Below are 20,094 nucleotides of genomic sequence, written 5' to 3'. Positions count from 1 at the left end.
CACGGCCACGGGTCCGGGCCGGGCGGGTCAGGGACGCACGACGTCGAAGGCGGGGTCCGGCGCCTCCAGCACGTCGAGCAGCGCCCGGAGCACCCGCAGGTCGCCCTCGTACCGGAGGTCCTCCCACCCGCGGCCCGTCATGACGCCGACCAGCTGCCGCCTGGTCGTGGTGAGCGTCAGCCCGGCCCGCGGGTCGGGGTCGGGGTCGCGGTAGTGCACGAGCACGCCGTTGGCCAGGCGCAGGTGCCACAGGGCGTCCTCGTCGTCGACGCGCAGGTCGATGCGCAGGTCGAGTTCCCAGGCCGCGGGCCCGTCGACCCGCACGGCGAGGGCGTCGAGCAGCTGACCGGTGTCGAGGGCCGCCAGCAGCCGCGGGCCGCCGGGGCGGCGCGCGGTCCTGGGGCCGTGCAGGAGTTCCCCGGCCCCGGTGAGGTAGTAGTTGCGCCACGTCGCGTTCTCACAGCCGTGGCCGAGCGCGGTGTAGACGTCGGCCAGCCGCTGCCGCGCACCGCTGTGGTACGGCTCGGCGAAGACCGCGTGGTTGAGCAGGGTCGCCGCGAAGCGCAGGTCGCCCTCCTCCACGAGGGCGTCCGCGTGCGCGAGCGCCCGGTCGACGCCGCCGAGCAGGCCGATCCACCGCCTGGCCTCCTCCTCCGGCGGGTGTTCCCACAGGTGGGCGGGGTTGCCGTCGAACCAGCCGAGGTAGCGCTGGTAGACGCCCTTGACGTTGTGGCTCAGCGATCCGTAGTAGCCGCGGTTGGCCCACCGCCGGTCCAGGGCGGGCGGCAGCGTCAGCTCCTCCGCGATCTCCCTGGGGGTGAGGCCCCGGTTGATCAGGCGCACCGTCTGGTCGTGCAGGTAGGCGTAGAGGTCGCGCTGCCCGGCCAGGAACTCCTCGATCCGGTCGGCGCCCCAGGTGGGCCAGTGGTGGGTGGCGAAGGCGACGTCGGAGCGGCCGCCGAAGAGCTGGAGGGCTTCGGTGAGGTAGCGCGCCCACTGCCGGGCGTCGCGGACCTGGGCGCCCCTCAGCGTGATGATGTTGTGCATCGTGTGCACGGCGTTCTCGGCCAGGCACAGCGCCCGCCGGGCGGGGAAGTACATGTTCATCTCGGCCGGCGCCTCCGTCCCCGGCGTGAGCTGGAACTCGATCTCCACGCCGTCGATCACCCGGACCTGGCCGGTCCGGGTGATCGACTCGGTGGGCTCGACCAGTCCGATCGTTCCGGCGGCCGGGCGCTGCCCCAGGCCGCAGCCCAGGTGCCCCGGGGCGGAGGCCTCCAGCGCGGTGCCGTACATGAAACCCGACCGCCTGGCCATCGCCGGTCCGGCGTAGACGTTCTCGGAGACCGCGTGCTCCATGAAGCCCTCGGGCGCGAGCACCAGGACGTCGTCGGCCGCGTCCGCGAGGACGGCGCTCACCCCGCCGAAGTGGTCGGCGTGCGGATGGGTGAGGACCACGCCCGTGACCGGCCGGTCGCCCCGGTGGGACCGGTAGAGCGCCAGCGCGGCGGCGGCGGTCTCGGTCGAGGTCAGCGTGTCGATCACGATGACACCGGAGTCGCCCTCGACCAGGGTCATGTTGGCCAGGTCGAACCCGCGGACCTGGTAGATCCCCTCGGTGACCTCGAACAGGCCGTGCCCGGCCGCGAGCCGGCTCTGCCGCCACAGGCTCGGGTTCGCCGTGGCGGGCGCCGGCCCGTCCAGGAACGCGTAGGCGTCGGCGTCGTAGACGACGCGCCCGGCGGCGTCGGTGACGCGTGCGGGCTCCAGAGTCCCCAGGAAGCCGCGTTCGGCGTCGCGCGTGTCCTGTCCGTCCTCGGCGGGAAGGTTCCGCTCCGGTGACTTCGCGTCGGTCATGCCGGGGCCCCCTCGGCTCTGACGAGTTCGCGGATGATGCCGTTGCGCTGGATCTCCGACGCGCCGGTCAGCACGCGGAACATGCGCAGCTGCCGCCAGATCACGTCCACCGGGGCGCCCCGCACCATCCCGGCCTTGCCGTGGATCTGCATCGCCTGGTCCGCGATGGCGAACGCGCGCTCGGCCACGAACAGCTTGCACATGAAGGACTCCACCCGGGGCCGCTCCCCCGCGTCGAGCGCGGCGAGCGCGTCGTAGGTCATCGAGCGGGCGGCGTAGAAGTCCGTGGCCATGTCGGCGAGCTTGTGCTGGATGGCCTGCTTCTCGATGAGGAGCCCGCCGGACACCTGGCGTGTGGCGGCGAAGTCCAGGGCCAGGCGGATGGCCCGCCGGGCCGCGCCGAGCGCGGTGGGGCAGTGGAGCAGCCGGTTCGTCGTGACCCGGCCGAGGGCGATGCGCAGGCCCTGCCCCTCCTCGCCGAGCAGGTTCTCCGCGGGGACGAAGCAGTCCTGGAGGACGACGTCGCTCTCGATGTTCTGGCCCGACAGGGGCGTCCTGCCGGGTGTGACGCGGCAGCCGGGTGAGTCCAGGTCGACGAAGAACGCGCAGTACCGGTCGTCGGAGGAGTCCAGGCGGGCGACCAGGATCGAGAAGTCCGCGAAGGTGCCGCCGGTGCTGAACACCTTGTGCCCGGTGACGCGGTAGCCACCGGCGACCGGGGTCGCGGTCGTGCGCATGCGGCGCACGTCGGAGCCCGCGTCGTCCTCGGTCATGGAGAAGCAGCACGCGCGTTCGGCCCTGACGACCGGGAGCAGGTACTTCTCCGTCTGGTACTCGGTGGCGTGCTCGAAGATCGCGCCGATCCGCAGCGGTCCGCCCATGTCGCCGAGCACGCTCGTGGCCAGCACACGGCCGGAGGCGCCCACCTCCTCCTTGAGCGCCGCCAGCTCCGTGTGGGACAGTCCCCGTCCGCCGAGGTGCTCGGGCAGGTGGACGCCGTAGAAGCCGAGTTCGCGGCTGCGCCGCCACACCGGTTCCAGCACGGACCGTCGCAGCTCGGCCTCGGGGGTCAGGCCGAGTTCCTCCTCGTAGTCGGCGAGCTCTCCGGACAGGTAGTCCCGGAGCCCGGTGACCAGCGCGTCGAGGCGCGGATTGTCGTGGTAGCTCGGTCGCAGCATGAAAGTCACGGCCCGCTCACCCCACCTTTCGCTCTGTGCCCGCCCACTCGCGCTGGCGGAGGGCGCGGCGGTCGATCTTGCCGTTTCGGTTGCGCGGGAGCTGCTGGACGAACTCGACGACGCGCGGGAGCTTGACCCGGGACAGCCGGGTGGCGCAGAACTCGCGCAGTTCCTCCCCGGTGGCCTCGGCGCCGGGCCGGAGTGCCACGAACGCCTTGACGGTCTCCCCCCACCGTTCGTCCGGGGCGCCCACCACGCACACCTCGAAGACGGCGGGGTGTTCGTAGAGGGCGGCCTCCACCTCGGTGCAGTAGACGTTGTAGCCGCCGGAGATGATCATGTCCTTCTGGCGGTCCACGATGAACAGGTAGCCGTCCGGGCGTTGGAAGCCGAGGTCGCCGGTGTACACCCAGCCGTCGCGGAAGGTCTCGGCCGTGGCCTGCGCGGCGTGGTGGTACTCCCGGACGCAGTCGGGCCCCCGCGCCACGATCTGGCCCACCTCGCCCGCGGGCAGCGGTTCTCCCCCGTCGTCGACCACACGGACCTCCGTGTCGAAGACCGGACGGCCGCAGGAGAGCAGCAGTTCGGGGTCGGACTCGATCCCCCGTACCACGTCCTCCGAGGTGAGGAAGGTGACGGCGCTCGTGGTCTCCCCCTGCCCGTAGCCCTGGTTGACCACGGGTCCGAACAGCTCGACGGCGCCGCGCAGGCGCGCGGGGCTCACCGGCGCGCCGCCGACCGTGACGCTGCGCAGCCGGGACAGGTCCCGGCGCCCCGCGGTCGGTGAGGCCAGCACCAGGTTGAGCATCACCGGCACCAGGAAGGTGTGGGTGACGCCCTCGCGTTCGAGGACGTCGAGGTAGGCCTCGGCGTCGAAGGACGGGAGCACCACGACCGCGGCGCCGCGGAAGAAGCAGCCGAGGATGCCCATGCCGCTGGCGTGGGTGATGGGGCCGGGGGCGAGGTAGACCGAGTCCTGTCCGACCGAGCCCTGCGGGTTCATCGCCAGCTTGCGCATGTTGGACAGGCGGTTCTCGACCGTCTGGACGGCCGCCTTGAGGGTGCCCGTGGAACCGGAGGTGAAGTTCAGCACCGCCGGCGCGTGGGGGTCGAGGTCCACGGCCACCGGGTCGGGAGCGCCCTCGGCGAGGAGGGCGGTGTAGGTCAGGGGCGCGTCGGCCCCCTCGTCGAAGGCGACGACGAGGCAGTCGAGCGCGCGCCTGTCGACGATCTCGCGCACCGCCCCGAGGTTGGCCGCGTCGACGAGGATCAGCCGCACCCGCGCGTCCAGCAGGACGTGTTCGACCTCGGCCGCCGCCAGTCGGGCGCTGATCGGCACGCGCAGGCACCCCGCCTTGCACAGGGCCATCTCGGCGACGACCAGTTCGCCGCGGTTGCCGGCGAGGGTGGCGACGGCGGTGCCGGGACCGTGGCCGCGCGCGAGCAGGGCGGAGGCGAGCCGGTTGGCCTCCTGTTCGAGATCACGGTAGCTCCAGCGCCGGTCCCCGGACACCAGGGCCTGTGCCTGTGGCCAGTAGGACGCGCTTCGGGTGAGGTAGCCACCAAGGTTCACGGACCCTCCAGAGACGACGAGCGAACGCGAAGATAGTAGACATACTGTCCAGGATCTGTCCAGCGGCGTGAACGTTGCTAGAAAGGCCTCATGACAAACGAGGATCGACGCACCCTGCGCACGCGGGCCGCACTGCGGGCGGCCTTCGTCGCCCAGGTGCTCGAACACGGATACGCCGGGGTCAGGGTCGAGCACATCGCCGCGGCGGCCGACACCGGGAGGGCGACGTTCTACACGCACTTCCGCGACAAGGAGGCCCTCTACGACCACGTGGTCGAGGTCGTCCTGGCCGAGCTGCGGGAGCGGATGACCCCGGCGGACTGGGAGGGGGTCGGGTTCACCGGGCGGCCGGTGGCCGAGCTCTTCCGCCACGCGGCCGAGCAGCCCGACGTCTACCGGCTGATCCTGCGCGGCGAGGGCGACGGCCGCGGCCTGCGGGCCCTGGTCGAGGCATGGACCACGGCGGCCCACGACATCTTCGCCGAACGGGCGCGGACCCAGCGGATCAGCCCGCGGGTGGACCTGCGCGTCATCGCGCGGGCCTGGGTCGGAGAGCAGGTCTCGGTGCTCCTGTGGTGGCTGGAGCTGCCCGCGCCGCGCCCCGGGGCGGAACAGGTGGTGGAGACGCTGGTCGAGCTGTCCCGGCGCGGACGCTACTGGGCGACGGGTTTCGACTCGGTTCCCACGTAGGGGTTGTGTGGCGCGGGTCACTGCCCTTATGTTCTGGACGCACAGAACATTATCGGACGTTCTGTCCAGGAATGAGAGAAGGGTCGGTGCCGTGCCGTCGTACCGCAGACTGCTCCACGAGTACCCCACCGGAGCCCGGCGCCGGCTCCTGCTCGCCGTCGTCGTCCTGGCGCTGTTCATCTCCGCCTTCGAAGGACAGCTCGCGCCGGTCCTGCCCCTGCTGCTGGCCGACCTCGGGCTGTCCCTGGAGGTCTACGGGCTGATCACCGCCGTGTCGCTGCTGTTCGGCGCCGTGTCCGGCTACCTGGGCGGTGAGCTGGTCGACCGGGTCGGCCGCGTCCGCGTACTGGTGCCGTTCATGTTCCTGTCCGCGGCGGCGTGCCTGTTCATGGCGCTGTCGCAGACGGTCGTCCACTTCACCGCCGCACGCATCCTGCTCGCCTTCGTCGAGGGAGTGGCGATGGCGGGCACCCAGCCGCTGATCCGGGACTTCACGCCGCGGATGGGGCGGGCCCAGGCCTTCGCGTTCTGGAGCTGGGGCCCCGTCGGAGCCAACTTCTTCGCGGCGGCCGTCGCCGCGCTGACGCTCGACCTGTTCGACGGCTCCTGGCGCGCGCAGATCTTCGTGATGTCCGGCCTGGCCTTCGTGGGCGCGACGGTGGTCGCCCTCACCCTGCGCGACCTGGCTCCGAACCTGCGGCGCACCATCCGCCTCACCGAACAGGCGACCCGCGGAAGCGGGGCGGCCCCCGCCGGGCACCGGCTGCGGCTGCTCCTGCGCCACCGCGTCATCTGGGCGCACGTGGCCGCGATGTCGCTGCTCTACGTACTGCTCGCCACCATGAACGCCTACGGCCAGACCATGCTGGTGGACCACTTCGCCGTCGAGGTGCGCACGGCGTCCGCGATCGTGATGTCGTTCTGGGTCGGCAACCTGGTGGCCAGCCTGGTCTTCGCCCGGTTCTCCGACAGGGCGCAGAACCGCAAGCCGTTCCTGGTCTTCGGGGCGCTGGCGGCGACGCTGCTGCTCGGGGCGCTCGTCGTCGCGATGGGCGCGGGGGCGTCCGTCTCCCTGCCGCTGGTCGTCGTGCTGCTGACCGGGGTCGGCATCTCCCTCGGCTCCGTCCTCGGCCCGTGGATGGCCAGCTTCTCGGAGTACACCGAGGAGGTCCACCCGGACGCCCAGGGAGTGGCCTTCGGCCTCAACCACTTCGTGAGCCGGTTGTTCATCTTCGCCGCGGTACTGTTCGCGCCGCAGGTGGTCGCGGTGGGCGACTGGCGGGTGTGGATGACGGTCACCCTGGTGACGACAGCGGCCTTCGCGGTCGTCACCACGCAGGTCCAGGGCCGCCTGCGGCGCGCGCCCGGTTCCGCGTCGGCGGAGGAGGCCGGTGCGGCCGTCGCCGCGACCGGGGCGCCCGAGGATTCCCGGAGTTCCTGAGGACTCCCGGACTCCTGAGAACTCCCGAAGTTCCGGGGGCCCCGGAACACCCGGGGGTTCCCGTAGTCCCTGGGTGTTCCCGGGACACCCGGGGTCGGATCGCCCGGGCCCGGGGCTCCCCACGGGGGCCCGCGGGGTGTGCGCGACGTCCCGGGGCGCCCTCCCCCGGGGCCGCGCGGCGCTGGAGTCCGGAAACGCGCCGCCTCCCGGGGTTCCCAGGCCGCCGCGAACACCCCTGTTCTCCCCGTGTTCATTTCCTCACCCTCCGGTGTGTACCGCCGTTGGAAAGAGCACCCGTCGTGGAGGATGTGCACGACCGGGCACCGGGCGCGCCACCCACCGCCCAGACGAACCCTCCCGCGAAGGGGTGCCCCCGTGAACCTGTCCCGTCCGAGGCCCTCGGGCCCCGTCCGCTCCGCGGCCTTCCCCGTGGTCGCCGTGCTGGTCGTACCCCTGGTCCTGGCCGCGCCCTCGTCCCGGGTGACGGCTGACGTCGCCGCGCCGGTGGGCGGGATCGCCGGGGCCGTGGAGGAGCGGATCGCCACCGGGGTCGGCCTCTCCTCCGGCCCCCTCCCCGCCACGGGGGACGGCGGGGAGCAGTTCGCCAGCCTCCTCACCGTCGACCTCACCGAGGAGATCGGGGTCGAGTACGTCGACGGGGGCGGCCTCACCTCCCCCGCGACGGTGGCGGACATGGTCGCCGCCGCCGACCCCCCGGAGGGCTCCACCGTGGTCGCCGCGGTCAACGGCGGCTACTTCGACATCGGCGCGACCCAGGCCCCACTGGGCGCCGGGATGAGCGACGGGCGCCTGCTCACCTCGCCCGACCCCGGGTTCGCCAACGCCGCGGTCATCGACGCCGAGGGCAGGGGCAGCGTGCGGCGGGTGGCCTTCGACGGGACCGCGTCCCTGCCGTCGGGGGACCTCGACCTCGACGCCCTCAACACCTCCGCCGTCCCCGCGGACGGTCTGGGGTTGTACACGTCGGACTGGGGCGGGCACCCCCGCGCACACGTGGTGTACGAACCCGGGGCCGACCCGGGGGACACGGCCGTCGCCGAGGCCGTGATCTCCGAGGGCGCGGTCGAGCGGGTCAACGACACCCCGGGCAGCGGCCCGATCGAGGAGGACGAGCAGGTCCTGGTGGCACGCGGCTCGGCGGCGGAGCGGATCGCCGCCCTGTCCGAGGGTGACCCGGTCGAACTGGAGCACGCCCTCACGGCCGAGGGCGTCGAACCCCGCGTCGTCGTGGGCGGACGGCACGTGCTGGTGCGCGACGGCGAGCCCGTCCCCGTCGAGGACGACTCCCGCGCGCCGCGCACCGCGATCGGGTTCTCCGAGGACGGCGAGGCCATGCACGTGGTGACCGCGGACGGACGCAACAGCGGCCACTCCGGGGCCACCCTCGCGGAGGTCGCCGAACTGCTCGCCGCGTCCGGGGCCGAGCAGGCGCTGGAGCTGGACGGCGGCGGGTCCTCGACCCTGCTCGTGCGCGAACCCGGCGGCACCGGTCCGGTGCTGCGCAACCGCGCCGGTGACCAGCTCCGGGAGGTCCCCGACGGCCTGATCTTCACGGCGCCGGAGGGCTCGGCCCGGACCTCGGGCCTGTGGCTGCGGCCCGCGCTGGAACCCCGGCCCGCGCACGGCTCCCCCGTGCCGCCCCAGGCCGACCCCCGCCTCGTGTTCACGGGCATGCACCGCACCCTGGCCGCCACCGGGCACGACGAGGCCTTCGGGCCGTCCGGGCCCGGAGCGCCCCACTCCCCCGACGACCGCACCGGTGAACTGGAGCTGTCCGCGCCCAGCGGGCACGGCGACGGCCCCCGGTTCGTGGCGGCCGAGCCCGGCCCGGTGACCGTCACGGGGCGGGCGGGCCGGGTCCGCGACACCGTCGACCTGGAGGTGCTGCCCGCCCCGGACACCCTCCTCGCCGCGCCCCAGCGCCTGGGCATGGCCTCCACCGAGGACACCGCCTCCTTCGTGCTCACCGGCGTCACCGGGGACGGGCGGCGGGCGCCCGTCGAACCGGTCGACGCACGGGTCGAGGCCGTCCCCGACCTGGTCGAGGTCACGGACCGGGGCGACGGAGGCTTCGAGGTGCGACCGCGCGCCGGGGAGGGCACCGCCGTCGGGGAGAGGACGGGGACTGGAGAGGGGACGGGGCCCGGAGAGGGGTCGGGCGTCCTCACGGTGACCGCGGGCGGGGTGAGCACGCGGATACCGTTCTCCATCGGTACGCGGACGACTCCCCTGGCGGACTTCGAGGACGCCCGGGAGTGGACGGCGCGGACCGCGCGCGGCGCGGCCGAGGTGCGCCCCGTGGCCGGGCGCGACGGCCCCGGCCTGGCGTTGGCCTACGACTTCACCCGCGACATCCGCACCCGGACCGCCGCCGCCCACCCGCCCGAGCCGCTCGCCCTGGACCGCCAGGCCTTCGCGTTCACGGTGGGCGTGCGCGGCGACGGCAACGGCGCCCGCCTCGTGCTCAGCCTCACCGACGCGCACGGTGTCGGCCACTCCCTGGAGGGCCCCGCCGTGGACTGGGAGGGCTGGCGCGACGTGCGCCTGGAGGTGCCCGAGGACGTCGGGCACCCGGTCACGGTCTCGCGGGTGTACCTGTTGGAGGAGGACCCGAGCCGGGCCTACGCGGGTGAGGTGGTGCTGGACGGCCTCACCGCCCGGACCACGACGGAGCCCTGACCCGCCGGGCGGCGGGCCCGGCGGCGGCACGAGCCCCGCCGGGGCCGGGCTTCCACCGACTGGTCCCGAACGCCGCCCGGCACCCCGCTGGTACGTGGTACGAAGGGGACCCGAGGACCACGACGAGCAGGAGAAACAGATGAGCGCCCGTTTTCAGGAACTGGACTGGCGGGCGACCCCCATGGGGGATCTCAGCCTCCGTCGCCGCCACGACCCCCTCTTCCGCAAGGAGGTCTACGAGATCAAACTCGACGACGACTTCCTGATGTCGAGCCTGTTCACCGCGGCCGAGGTCGAACTGGCCCGGCTGGCCCTGGCCGAACTGGACGCGGCGGATGGGGCGGATGGGACAGACGCGGCGAACAACCTGCGCGTCGCCGTGGGCGGCCTGGGCCTGGGCTACACCGCGCACACGGTGCTGGAGGATCCGCGTGTGGGCTCCCTGGTCGTGGTGGAGGCCCTGGGCGAGGTCATCGACTGGCACCGCGAGGGGCTGATCCCCTCGGGTGCGGCGCTGGTCTCCGACTCCCGCTGCCGCCTGGAGCACGGGGACTTCTTCGCCTCGGTCGGCGCCGGGTCGGGGCCCGCCCCCGACCTGGGCACGGAGCCGTTCCACGCCGTGATCGTGGACATCGACCACTCACCGCGCCACCTGCTCCACCCGAGTCACGCCGGTCTGTACACGGCCGAAGGGCTGCGCCGCCTGCGCGAGCGCCTGCTCACGCCGGGCGGCGTCTTCGCGCTGTGGTCCAACGACGCGCCGGAGGAGGAGTTCACCGCCCTGCTGGCGGAGGTCTTCACCACGGCGCGCGCGGAGGTCGTGGACTTCCCCAACCCGCAGCAGGACCACGACGCGTCCAACACCGTCTACGTCGCGCTGTCGTGAGCGCCCCCGCTCCCCCGGACGGGGAGTCGGCTGAGCGGGGTGTCAGCGCGAGGAGGCGGGGCCTTCACAACGAAGCAGAGCGGCCCACTCGGCGGCGGGGAAGGCCAGTGTGGCCGCTTCCTGGTTCTGGGTGTCGCGTACCAGGGTGGTCGGCCCTTCGCTGACCTCGACGCAGTGAGCGGCGTCATTGCTGTAGCTGGACTTATGCCACATCACAGCAGCCTTCCTAGCAGGGCGGACGTTTCCCCCAAGGGAGAGCACAATCCGATCAGGTTCCTCACGACAGACACTACCGCCGCGGTGTCCTCCGGCTCGTCCATCAGGAGGTTGCCCCGGGCGTAGTCGGAGGCCGCCACGGCAGCACCATCCGCCAGCCGGTAGACCTGGACAGAGGCGGCGATCAGCAGCATCGGATTGCCGTCGGGAATCAGGTGGACCGCCATCCGTTCCCGTTCCATGTGCCGCAGGATCGTCTTGACCTGGTCGGTGCGTACGCTGTCGGGCAGGCAGGTCAGCGCGGAGATGGGGAAGACGGCGGTGACGAACGGGTCATTCCTTCGTTTGAGCACCTCGTAGCGCGAGACACGAAGCTGGGCGAAGCGCTCCACATCGTCGTTGGACGCGCTGGGATGTCCTGCGCGGAACACCATGCGCGCGTAGGGCAGGGACTGGAGGAGGCCGGGCACGAGGTTGGAGACCGTCACCGTGTCGATCTCCACCGCCTTCTCCTCCAGGGCGCCCTTGGAACGCATCCAAGGCGGAATCTGCGAACCGGTGGCCACCGGTTCCCACGTGCGCACCAAGCGCCCTTCGGCCTTGAGCGCCTTGTCGAGCTGTTCGACCTTCGCCCGCTTGGGCGTGATGACGCCGGTCTCCCACCGGGACACCGAGGCAGCGGAGGACCCCACACGTTCGGCAAGCTCCTCCTGCCTCAAACCGGACAGTTCACGAAGCTTGGCAAACAGAGATGTGAATTCGTTCTCAGTCACACCTCAAAGCTATCCAGGAATCTGCACCCTGGACCATGTCCATACAGGCAGATATTGGTAGCTGTGCAAAACCACTGTTCAGTCGCACCGTTGGTGTATGGATGCGATCGAACAGCTACAGCACCTCCAGGAAGAACTCACCGCACGCGGGCTGCCCTCGCAGATCAGCGACAAGCCCCACTGGTTCAGCCTGAACCCGGTACCCACCCTGACCTGCTGCCCCTATCTCGGGTACGCGCAGGTCACCGTCACCGAACACGGCCTCTACCGATGGCTGGACGGCAAGGGTGACTACAGGACGCACCCCCGCGTCTTCGTCGGGCTGGTCGTGGACGACCTCATCCGCACCCGGGCGGGAACCTCGACCCCACTCGAACTGCCCGAATGGAACAAAACCGCCAAAAAGATAGCACCACCACTCCCCCGCCGAAGCGAGTGGAGGCGTGCGCGCGAACAGGAGGAGTGACACGGAAACGGACCCCACCTCCGCCATGCCGTGGGGTCCATTCTCATTCACCTACGCAAGCACGAAGAGAAAATCAGACCATTTCCATGCATTTCCGTAAAGCGGCTTGCGCTCCTTCTCGCGGCACCGGCCTCTCCGAGGAGGACGAGCCTCAGAGCGCACTGGCACTGCTCTCCCGCACGAGGAGGGTGTGGCCGACGACGACCTTGGCCGAGGCCCGGTCAACCTCCCTCCGGGGCTCGGCGTCCGGGGCGCCGCGACGGGCCTCCACCTCCTCCAGCAGCAGCCGCACCGCCTCCCTGGCCAGGCCCGGCTTGTCCGGGGCGACGGTGGTCAGGCTCGGCACGGAGTAGCGCCCGGGGGCGATGTCGTCGAACCCGACCACCGCCACGTCCCTGGGGACCCGCGCCCCGGCGTCGTGCAGCGCGCGCATCGCCCCCAGCGCCAGCAGGTCGTTCATGCACAGCAGGGCGTCGGGCGGCCTGGGCCCGGCGACGAGTTCGGCGGCCAGCTCCGCCCCGTCCCTCCAGTGGAAGTGCCCGGCCGGTCGCACCAGCGCGGGATCGTAGTCCCTCCCCCGCGCCTCCAGGGCCTCGCGGTAACCGCGGGTGCGCAGCTCGGCCGTGCCGGAGGGGCCCGGCGGCCGACCGCCCACCACCGCGATCCGGGTGCGTCCGCCGTCGAGCAGGTGCTCGGTCGCCTCCCGGGCGGCGGCCACGTTGTCGATGGCGACGTGGCCGTGCCGGACCGTGCGGGGCAGCTCGCCCAGGAGCACCACCGGCAGCCGGGAGGGGTGCGTGCGCAGGGCGGCGTCGTCCATGGCGAGCGGGCTGAGGATGACCCCGTCCACGAAGTCGGCGCCGAACCCCTCCAGCGCGGACTCCTCGCGCTCGCGGCGGGCCTCGCTCTGGTGGACCAGGACGGTGCGCGAGAGGCGTTCGGCCTCGCGGATGACCAGGTCGGCGAGTTCGGCGAAGTAGCCCAGGTCGAGTTCGGGCACGACCAGCGCGATCACGCCGGTCCGGCCGCGGCGCAGGTGGCGTCCGGCCAGGTTGACCCAGTAGCCCAGGGCGTCGATGGCCGCCTCCACGGCGGCGCGCGTGGCGGGCCTGACGTGCGGGTGGTCGTTAATAACGTTGGAAACCGTTTTCTCCGAGACCCCGGCCTGACGCGCGACGTCCTTGATACGCGGCCTCGTGCCCACGTCCACCCCCGATCAGCGCCATCCTAGCCCGCGCCCGGCCGCCGCCCGGCGCTCGGACCCGGCCCTCCCCAGCACGGCGTTCGGAGCCTCCTGACCTTCGGATCGAGGTATTTACATCGATGTAAAAATGTGCTGACATGTGGCGTGACGCCAGTCACAGGACGACGCCGTGAGAAGGAGAACACCTCCGTGCCGACGCACCAGCGCTCACAGCGCGGGGACGGGCCCGCCACCCCGCCCCGCCCCGAGTACCCGCGCCCGCAGTTCACCCGCCCCGACTGGCTGTGCCTGAACGGCACCTGGGACTTCGAGATCGACCGCGGCGACAGCGGGCTCGAACGGGGCCTGCGCGAGGCCGGACTCTCCGGCACCATCACCGTCCCCTTCTGCCCGGAGTCGGAGCTGTCCGGCGTGGGCGACACCGACTTCATGGAGGCGGTCTGGTACCGGCGCACCGTCCGCGTCCCCGACGCCTGGGCGGGACGGCGCGTCCTACTGCACTTCCAGGCCGTCGATCACGACACCACCGTGTGGGTCAACGGCACGGAGGTCGTGCGCCACCGCGGCGGGTTCACCCCCTTCACCGCCGACCTGTCCGGGGTCGCGGCCCCCGGCGAGGAGGCCGTGGTGGTCGTGCGCGCCCGCGACAGCCGACACGGCTTCCAGGCCCGCGGCAAGCAGGCCACCTGGTACGCCAACACCGGATGCCACTACACGCGCACCACCGGGATCTGGCAGACCGTGTGGATGGAACCGGTCCCCGACACGCACCTGCGCCGCCCCCGCATCACCCCGGACCTGGCCAACGGGGCCTTCCACCTGCTCCTGCCGCTGTCCGGCAGCGGCGAGGGCCTGCGGGTGCGCGCCGTCCTGGAGGACGGGGACGGCGAGGTCACCGCCGCCGAGGCCCGCGCCGACCTGGACACCGCGCCCCGGCTGACACTGGCGGTGCCGGTGGAGCGGCGCCGCGCCTGGTCGCCGCAGGACCCGCACCTGTACACGCTGCGCCTGGAACTGCTGGACGCCGAGGGGAGGGTGGTGGACCGGGCCGGGTCCTACGCGGGCCTGCGGTCGGTCTCCGTCCAGGGCAAGGCGATCCTGATCAACGGCCGACGCGTGTTCCAGCGCCTGGTCCTGGACCAGGGCTACTACCCCGACGGGCTGATGACCGCGCCCGACGACGCCGCCCTGGTGCGCGACATCGAACTGGGTCTGCGGGCCGGGTTCAACGGGGCCCGCCTGCACCAGAAGGTCTTCGAGGAGCGCTTCCTCTACCACGCCGACCGGCTCGGCTACCTGGTCTGGGGCGAATTCGGCGACTGGGGGTGCGCGGCCCACGGCGGCCCCGCCGACGACAACCAGCGGCCGGACGCCTCCTACGTGGCCCAGTGGACCGAAGCCGTGGAACGCGACTACTCCCACCCCAGCGTCGTCGGGTGGTGCCCGCTCAACGAGACCTTCCAGCGGCTGCACGACCGCTTCACCGCGCTGGACGACGTGACCCGGGCGATGTTCCTGGCCACCAAGGCGATCGACCCCTCCCGCCCGGTGGTGGACGCCTCCGGATACGCCCACCGGGTCCCCGAGACCGACGTCTACGACTCCCACAGCTACGAGCAGGACCCCGAGGCGTTCCGCAAGCAGATGAGCGGCCTCGCCCAGGACGACCCCTACGTCAACCGCGGCGCGGACGGCCGCGACTGGTCGGTGCCCTACCGCGGCCAGCCCTACTTCTGCAGCGAGTTCGGCGGGATCCGCTGGGACCCCGGCACCGACGGCGGCGAGCAGTCGTGGGGGTACGGCGACGACCCCAGGACCCCGGAGGAGTTCCACACCCGCTTCGAGGGTCTGACGGGCGTGCTGCTGGAGGACCCGGACATGTTCGGTTACTGCTACACGCAGCTCACCGACGTGTTCCAGGAACGCAACGGCGTCTACCGGTTCGACCGCGGCGACAAGCTCGACACCGCCCGCATCGCGGCCGCCCAGCGCAGGACCGCCGCGTACGAGAAGGCCGATCGTCGGCCCGAGTGAGTGCGTCCCCGGGACGCCCCGGGGACCACCGCCCCCCACCACCCCCCGCCCCCCCTTGGAGTCCGCCGATGCCGCACCCACCACGCAGACCCAGCCCGCCCACAGGATCTCCCCCGCCGTTCTCGCGGCGCCGCGTGCTCCTGGGCACGGGAGCCCTCGCCCTGGGCTCGGCCCTGGGCGCCGCCGGATGCGCCCCCGCCCCCGGTTCGGGATCGACCACGCAAGTGCGGTTCTGGAGCCTGTTCCAGGGCGGCGACGGCGCCCGGGTGCAGACCATGCTGGACGCGGTGCGCGAACAGGCCCCGCACCTGGACGTCACCCCCAGCACACTGGCCTGGGGACCGCCGTACTACACCAAGCTGGCGGTGGCCTCCGTGGGCGGTCGGGCCCCCGAGACGGCCGTGCTGCACCTGTCCCGCCTGCCCGGGTACGCCCCCGGCGGGCTGCTCGAACCCTTCGACCTGGACCTGCTGGCCGAGTTCGGGGTCACCGCCGAGGACTTCGTACCCGACCTGTGGGAACGCGGCATCCACGACGGCGCCACCTACGCCGTCCCGCTGGACACCCACCCGGTGATCGTCTTCTACGACGCCGAAGTCGCCGACCGGGCCGGTCTGCTCGACGGGGACGGGAAGCTGACCGGGATGGACTCCCCCGAGGGGTTCCTCGCGGCCTCCCGGGCGCTGGCCGAGGCCGGGGGCGGCAACGGCGTCTCCTACGGGCACGTCAACGACGACTCCCAGGGGTGGCGGCTGTTCTGGATGCTGTACAACCAGACCGGCGCATCCATGGAGCTGCCCGAGGGCGGACCGGCGGTGTTCGACCGCGACGCGGCGCTGCGCGTGTACTCCTTCCTCGCCGAACTGCTCGACGGCCGGACGTCGGAGCCGAACCTGGACTACCCCACCGCCCTGGCGGCCTTCGCCTCGGGGCGCTCGGCGATGCTCGTGTGCGGGGAGTGGGAGCTGCCCTACCTGTCGGAACACGTGGAGAACCTGGGGGCGGCCCCCTTCCCCACGGTCTTCGACCAGCCCGGCGGGTACGCCGACTCCCACGCCTTCGTGCTGCCTCGCCAGGGCGACCCCGACCCCGCACGGGTGCGCGCCGCCCACGAGTTCGTGGCGCTCATGGTGCGCAACAGCCTGATCTGGGGCGAGGCGGGCCACATCCCGGCCTACTCGCCGATCGCCCAGTCGCCGGAGTACCTGGCGCTGGACCCGCAGTCGGACTACGCCGCCGCCGGGGAGACCCCCGTGCTCGACCCCGAGGTGTGGTTCGCCGGGGCCGGATCGCGGTTCCACTCCGACGTGAGCGAGGCGCTGCGCACGGCCCTGACCGGCGACGGACCCGAGGCGGCGGTGGACCACCTGGGCCGGACCCTGGACTCCTGGGCCGCCCGCACCAACCCGGGAGGCCAGGAATGAGCGTGACCACGCGGGCCCCGGCCCGCCCCCGCGCGGGCGGGGCCTTGACGCCGGGCGGCCCCGGCCTCGCGCGGCGGTTGTGGCTGCGCCTGGCGGACTCGCCCCTGGTGTTCCTGCTGCCCTTCCTGCTGGTGTACGCGCTGTTCCTGGCCTGGCCGCTGGTGAGCGGCCTGTGGATGAGCTTCACCGACACCGCTCTCAACGGGGCGGGCGGCGCGTTCGTCGGACTGGGCAACTACGCCGAGGCGCTGGGCGACCCGATGGTGTGGCGGACCCTGGGCAACACCGTCCTGTTCACCCTCATCACCACCGTCCCCCTGGTGGTGGTCGCGCTGGCCATGGCGGTGCTGGTGCACACCGGGCTGCCCGGGCAGTGGCTGTGGCGGCTGTCGTTCTTCCTGCCGTTCCTGCTGCCGGTGGCCACGGTGGCGCTGGTGTGGAAGTTCCTGTACGTGGAGGACTTCGGCCTGCTCAACCACACGCTGGGACTGCTGGGGGCGGAAGGCCTGGGCTGGCTGACCGACGAGGGCGTGGCGATGTGGTCGGTGGCGCTGACCACGGTGTGGTGGACGGTCGGGTTCAACTTCCTGCTGTACCTGGCCGCCCTCCAGTCGATCCCCGGCCACCTGTACGAGGCCGCCGCGCTGGACGGCGCGGGGGTGTGGGCACGGCTGCGCCACATCACCCTCCCCCAACTGCGGGGCACCACGGTGGTCGTCCTGCTGTTGCAGGTGCTGGCCTCGCTGAAGGTCTTCGACCAGATCTACCTGCTCACCGGGGGCGGCCCGGGCGAGGCGACCCGCTCGCTACTGCTCTACATCTACGACGTGGGCTTCACCGGCTACCGGTTCGGGTACGGCGCCGCCGTCTCCTACCTGTTCCTGGCGCTCGTCCTGGGCGTGGCCGCCCTCCAGTTGTGGATCAGCGCGCGGAGAAGGGTCTGACATGGCGACGCGGAGCATTCGTTCGACGCGGCGGGCCGAGGCGGCCCTGGACCGCGCCAGGCAGCGCGACCTGATGCTGGGCGGGGGCCGCGGACCGCGGATCGCCGCCATGACGGCGCTGACGGTCCTCGCGGTGCTGTGGCTGGCCCCCATGGGGTGGGCGCTGGTCACCTCGTTCAAGACCGAGGGGGACGCGGTCTCGCTGCCGCCGACCCTGGTCCCCGGGACCGGGTTCACCCTGGAGCAGTACCGCAACCTGTTCGAGGCCGGGAACGTGCAGATGTGGCTGTTCAACAGCCTGGTCATCGCCGTGCTGGTCACCCTGCTCACGATCGCGGTGGCGGCCCCGGCGGCCTTCGCGATGTCGCGCATGGACTTCCGGGGCCGCGCGGCGCTGGCGGCCCTCACGGTGGCGGCGATCGTGGTCCCGCCGCAGCTGCTCATCGTGCCGCTGTTCCAGCAGATGGTGTCGCTGGGCCTGGTGGACACCTACGCGGCGGTGGTCCTGCCGCAACTGGTGGCGCCGGTCATCGTGTTCGTGCTCAAGCGGTTCTTCGACGCGGTGCCGCGCGAGCTGGACGAGGCGGCCCGCATGGACGGGGCCTCCTACTGGCGGCTGTTCACGACGGTGATCATGCCGCTGTCGCGGCCCATCCTGGCGGCGGCGTCGATCTTCGTGTTCATCACCGCCTGGAACAACTACCTGTGGCCGTTCATCGTCACGACCGATCCGGCCCTGATGACGCTGCCCGTGGGCATCCCCAACATCCTGGACTCCTACGGCACCTTCTACGCCTCGCAGCTGGCGGCGTCGATGGTGGCGGCGGCGCCGATGGTGGTGGTGTTCATGCTGTTCCAGCGCCAGATCGTCAACAGCGTCGCCACGACGGGTCTGGGCGGACAGTGAGGGCCGGCCCGCGCGTCCGGGGCCGACCGGCCGCGGCGTACCCGCGGGCGCACCGCGCGCCGCCGGGGCCGCGGGCGCGCGGGCCCCACCGCACGACGACAACGACGCAAGAAACAGGAAGAGCACCACTCACCGGACGGGAAACAGCGATGTCACCACGCACGTCCCCTCGCCCGCGACGCCGCCTGAGGGCTCTCAGCGCCCTGACCCTGGCGCTGCTCGCACTCCCCCTCGCCACCGCCGCCACATCCGCCACCGCCGACGCCTCCGGCGGTAACGCCGCCACGACGGCCAGCGCGGCCGACGCCGACACGGCCGCCGGAGCCGCGCGGGAGGGGACGTTCCGCAACCCCCTCAACGCCGGAGCCGACCCCACGATCGTGCACCACGACGGGAAGTACCACCTGTCCACCACCCAGGGCGACCGCATCTCCGTGTGGAGCTCACCCAGCCTGGCCACCCTGGCCACCGCCGAACCCGTGGAGGTGTGGCGCGACAGCGACCCCAGCCGCGACACCGAACTGTGGGCCCCGGCGCTGCACCGGTTCCAGACCGGGGACGGGCCGCGCTGGTACCTCTACTACACGGCCGCCGACAGCAGGCTGACCGACCCCGTGGAGCGGGACGCCAGCCACCGGCTCTACGTCCTGGAGTCGGCCGGCGACGATCCGGCCGGTCCCTACGAGTTCAAGGCGCGGATCGCCGACACCGGCACCTACGCCATCGACGGCGAGCCGTTCGTGCACGACGGGCAGCCCTACTTCGCCTGGAGCAGCCCCGGACGCGGGTTCGACGGCGGCCCCCAGCAGCTCTACGCCGCGCGGATGAGCAACCCCTGGACGGTCGAGGGCGAACCCGTCGCGCTGCCCAACGAGGGCGGCTGCCCCGAGGTCCGGGAGGGGCCGACCCCGCTGTACCGCGACGGCCGGACCTTCCTCACCTACTCCACCTGCGACACCGGCAAACCCGACTACCAGATCTGGTCGATCGCACTGGACGAGGGCGCCGACCCGCTGTCGGCGGACGACTGGGAGCAGTTGCCGGGGCCGCTGTTCAGCCGCGACGACGCGGCCGGGGTCTGGGGTCCCGGGCACCACTTCTTCTTCCGCTCGCCCGACGGCACCGAGGACTGGATCGCCTACCACGCCAAGAACACGCCCGAGTACACCTACTCCTTCCGGTCCACGCGCGCCCAGCGCATCGGCTGGACCCCCGAGGGGACCCCCGACCTCGGACGGCCGCTGGCGGCGGGGGCGACCCAGCGCCTCCCCTCCGGCGACCCGGGGGCGGGCAGCACGGCGGTCAACGACACCGACACCGGCCGGGGCGGACCGCGGATCTCCTACGGGGGCGACTGGACCACGGGGGACCGCTGCGGGGCGTACTGCTTCTACGGCGACGACCACTACACCGCCCAGGCCGGGGCCACGGCCACCTACCACTTCACCGGGTCGCGGATCGCGGTGTACGCCTCCCTGGACACCGACCACGGCTACGCGACGTTCTCGGTGGACGGTGGGCCGCCCTCGGAGCCGGTGAGCTACCACAACCCGTTCCGGGTCGGCGAGCAGCGCGTGTACCTGAGCCCCGAACTCGGCCCCGGCGAGCACACCCTGACCGTCACGGTCACCGGTGACCGGCCCGCCGGGTCCAGCGACGCCATCGTCACCATCGACCGCGCGGAGGTCTACCCCGCGCCCTGAGCGCGCGCCGGTTCCGTGAACGGGAGCGGGGCCGCGACGTCTGAGCACCGGCGGCCCCGCGCGGGAGCGGGGCCGCCCGCCCGGCCGCCTCCACCACG

Annotated in this window: 16 protein-coding genes; 10 read left to right on the top strand and 6 right to left on the bottom strand. The window is 72.4% G+C overall.

Going from position 1 to position 20,094, the window contains the following annotated elements; all coding sequences use genetic code 11:
• Window positions 1-27 precede the first annotated feature (27 nt).
• From ACSTA4_RS09720 to ACSTA4_RS09710, 3 genes are read right to left on the bottom strand one after another with little or no spacing between them, the layout of a single operon-like run.
• Window positions 28-1,857 carry an alkyl/aryl-sulfatase gene (locus ACSTA4_RS09720; RefSeq protein WP_444963252.1) on the bottom strand — a complete coding sequence of 610 codons (1,830 nt, stop codon included), beginning with the start codon at window positions 1,855-1,857 and terminating at the stop codon, window positions 28-30.
• Window positions 1,854-3,035, bottom strand: coding sequence for an acyl-CoA dehydrogenase family protein (locus ACSTA4_RS09715; protein ID WP_444963251.1), 1,182 nt, complete (start codon window positions 3,033-3,035; stop codon window positions 1,854-1,856). The genes ACSTA4_RS09720 and ACSTA4_RS09715 overlap by 4 nt, the downstream gene beginning before the upstream one ends.
• A gap of 16 nt (window positions 3,036-3,051) precedes the next feature.
• A complete protein-coding gene (locus ACSTA4_RS09710) occupies window positions 3,052-4,608 on the bottom strand; it encodes a class I adenylate-forming enzyme family protein (protein WP_444963250.1) in 1,557 nt (518 codons plus the stop codon).
• A 90-nt stretch (window positions 4,609-4,698) separates the two neighbouring features.
• On the opposite strand from ACSTA4_RS09710, the gene ACSTA4_RS09705 reads away from it, so the two are divergent.
• The 4 genes from ACSTA4_RS09705 (at window position 4,699) to ACSTA4_RS09690 (ending at window position 10,325) form a co-directional block, all read left to right on the top strand.
• On the top strand, window positions 4,699-5,298 hold the full coding sequence (locus ACSTA4_RS09705) for a TetR/AcrR family transcriptional regulator (RefSeq protein WP_013152143.1): 600 nt from the start codon (window positions 4,699-4,701) through the stop codon (window positions 5,296-5,298).
• A gap of 91 nt (window positions 5,299-5,389) precedes the next feature.
• Complete coding sequence (locus ACSTA4_RS09700) at window positions 5,390-6,739, top strand: MFS transporter (RefSeq protein ID WP_444963249.1); 1,350 nt, start codon at window positions 5,390-5,392, stop codon at window positions 6,737-6,739.
• Window positions 6,740-7,114: 375 nt separating this feature from the next.
• Window positions 7,115-9,439, top strand: coding sequence for a phosphodiester glycosidase family protein (locus tag ACSTA4_RS09695; RefSeq protein ID WP_444963248.1), 2,325 nt, complete (start codon window positions 7,115-7,117; stop codon window positions 9,437-9,439).
• Between the two features lie 139 nt (window positions 9,440-9,578).
• A complete protein-coding gene (locus tag ACSTA4_RS09690; RefSeq protein WP_444963247.1) occupies window positions 9,579-10,325 on the top strand; it encodes a spermidine synthase in 747 nt (248 codons plus the stop codon).
• A gap of 42 nt (window positions 10,326-10,367) precedes the next feature.
• Here the strand turns inward: ACSTA4_RS09690 and ACSTA4_RS09685 are convergent, their stop codons facing one another.
• Entirely contained in the window at window positions 10,368-10,538 is a 171-nt protein-coding gene (locus tag ACSTA4_RS09685) for a DUF397 domain-containing protein (RefSeq protein WP_275102131.1), read from the bottom strand.
• Window positions 10,538-11,314: a Scr1 family TA system antitoxin-like transcriptional regulator gene (locus ACSTA4_RS09680; RefSeq protein ID WP_444963246.1), complete on the bottom strand. Its 777-nt coding sequence runs from the start codon at window positions 11,312-11,314 to the stop codon at window positions 10,538-10,540. The genes ACSTA4_RS09685 and ACSTA4_RS09680 overlap by 1 nt, the downstream gene beginning before the upstream one ends.
• Window positions 11,315-11,411: 97 nt before the next feature.
• Between ACSTA4_RS09680 and ACSTA4_RS09675 the strand changes: the two genes are divergently transcribed.
• Window positions 11,412-11,780 (top strand): hypothetical protein, encoded by a 369-nt coding sequence (locus tag ACSTA4_RS09675; protein ID WP_444963245.1) that lies wholly within the window; start codon window positions 11,412-11,414, stop codon window positions 11,778-11,780.
• Window positions 11,781-11,931: 151 nt separating this feature from the next.
• On the opposite strand, the gene ACSTA4_RS09670 is transcribed toward ACSTA4_RS09675, so the two are convergent.
• The gene (locus ACSTA4_RS09670; RefSeq protein ID WP_444964136.1) at window positions 11,932-12,984 is read right to left on the bottom strand and encodes a LacI family DNA-binding transcriptional regulator; all 1,053 of its coding nucleotides are present in this window, start codon (window positions 12,982-12,984) and stop codon (window positions 11,932-11,934) included.
• A 189-nt stretch (window positions 12,985-13,173) separates the two neighbouring features.
• Here ACSTA4_RS09670 and ACSTA4_RS09665 point away from each other — a divergent pair, with 189 nt between their 5' ends.
• The 5 genes from ACSTA4_RS09665 (at window position 13,174) to ACSTA4_RS09645 (ending at window position 19,996) form a co-directional block, all read left to right on the top strand.
• Window positions 13,174-15,018: a glycoside hydrolase family 2 protein gene (locus ACSTA4_RS09665; RefSeq protein WP_013152135.1), complete on the top strand. Its 1,845-nt coding sequence runs from the start codon at window positions 13,174-13,176 to the stop codon at window positions 15,016-15,018.
• A 68-nt stretch (window positions 15,019-15,086) separates the two neighbouring features.
• On the top strand, window positions 15,087-16,442 hold the full coding sequence (locus ACSTA4_RS09660; RefSeq protein WP_444963244.1) for an extracellular solute-binding protein: 1,356 nt from the start codon (window positions 15,087-15,089) through the stop codon (window positions 16,440-16,442).
• Window positions 16,439-17,386 carry a carbohydrate ABC transporter permease gene (locus ACSTA4_RS09655; protein WP_444963243.1) on the top strand — a complete coding sequence of 316 codons (948 nt, stop codon included), beginning with the start codon at window positions 16,439-16,441 and terminating at the stop codon, window positions 17,384-17,386. Before ACSTA4_RS09660 ends, ACSTA4_RS09655 begins: the two co-directional genes overlap by 4 nt.
• A gap of 1 nt (window position 17,387) precedes the next feature.
• Window positions 17,388-18,293, top strand: a complete 906-nt coding sequence (locus ACSTA4_RS09650; RefSeq protein ID WP_444963242.1) for a carbohydrate ABC transporter permease — start codon at window positions 17,388-17,390, stop codon at window positions 18,291-18,293.
• A gap of 149 nt (window positions 18,294-18,442) precedes the next feature.
• Window positions 18,443-19,996 (top strand): glycoside hydrolase family 43 protein, encoded by a 1,554-nt coding sequence (locus ACSTA4_RS09645; protein WP_444963241.1) that lies wholly within the window; start codon window positions 18,443-18,445, stop codon window positions 19,994-19,996.
• The last annotated feature ends 98 nt before the right edge of the window (window positions 19,997-20,094 follow it).

It is taken from the genome of Nocardiopsis sp. M1B1 (genome assembly GCF_052466615.1).
Note: the sequence above shows the minus strand (reverse complement) of the source record. Positions and strands in the feature narration are given on the sequence as shown.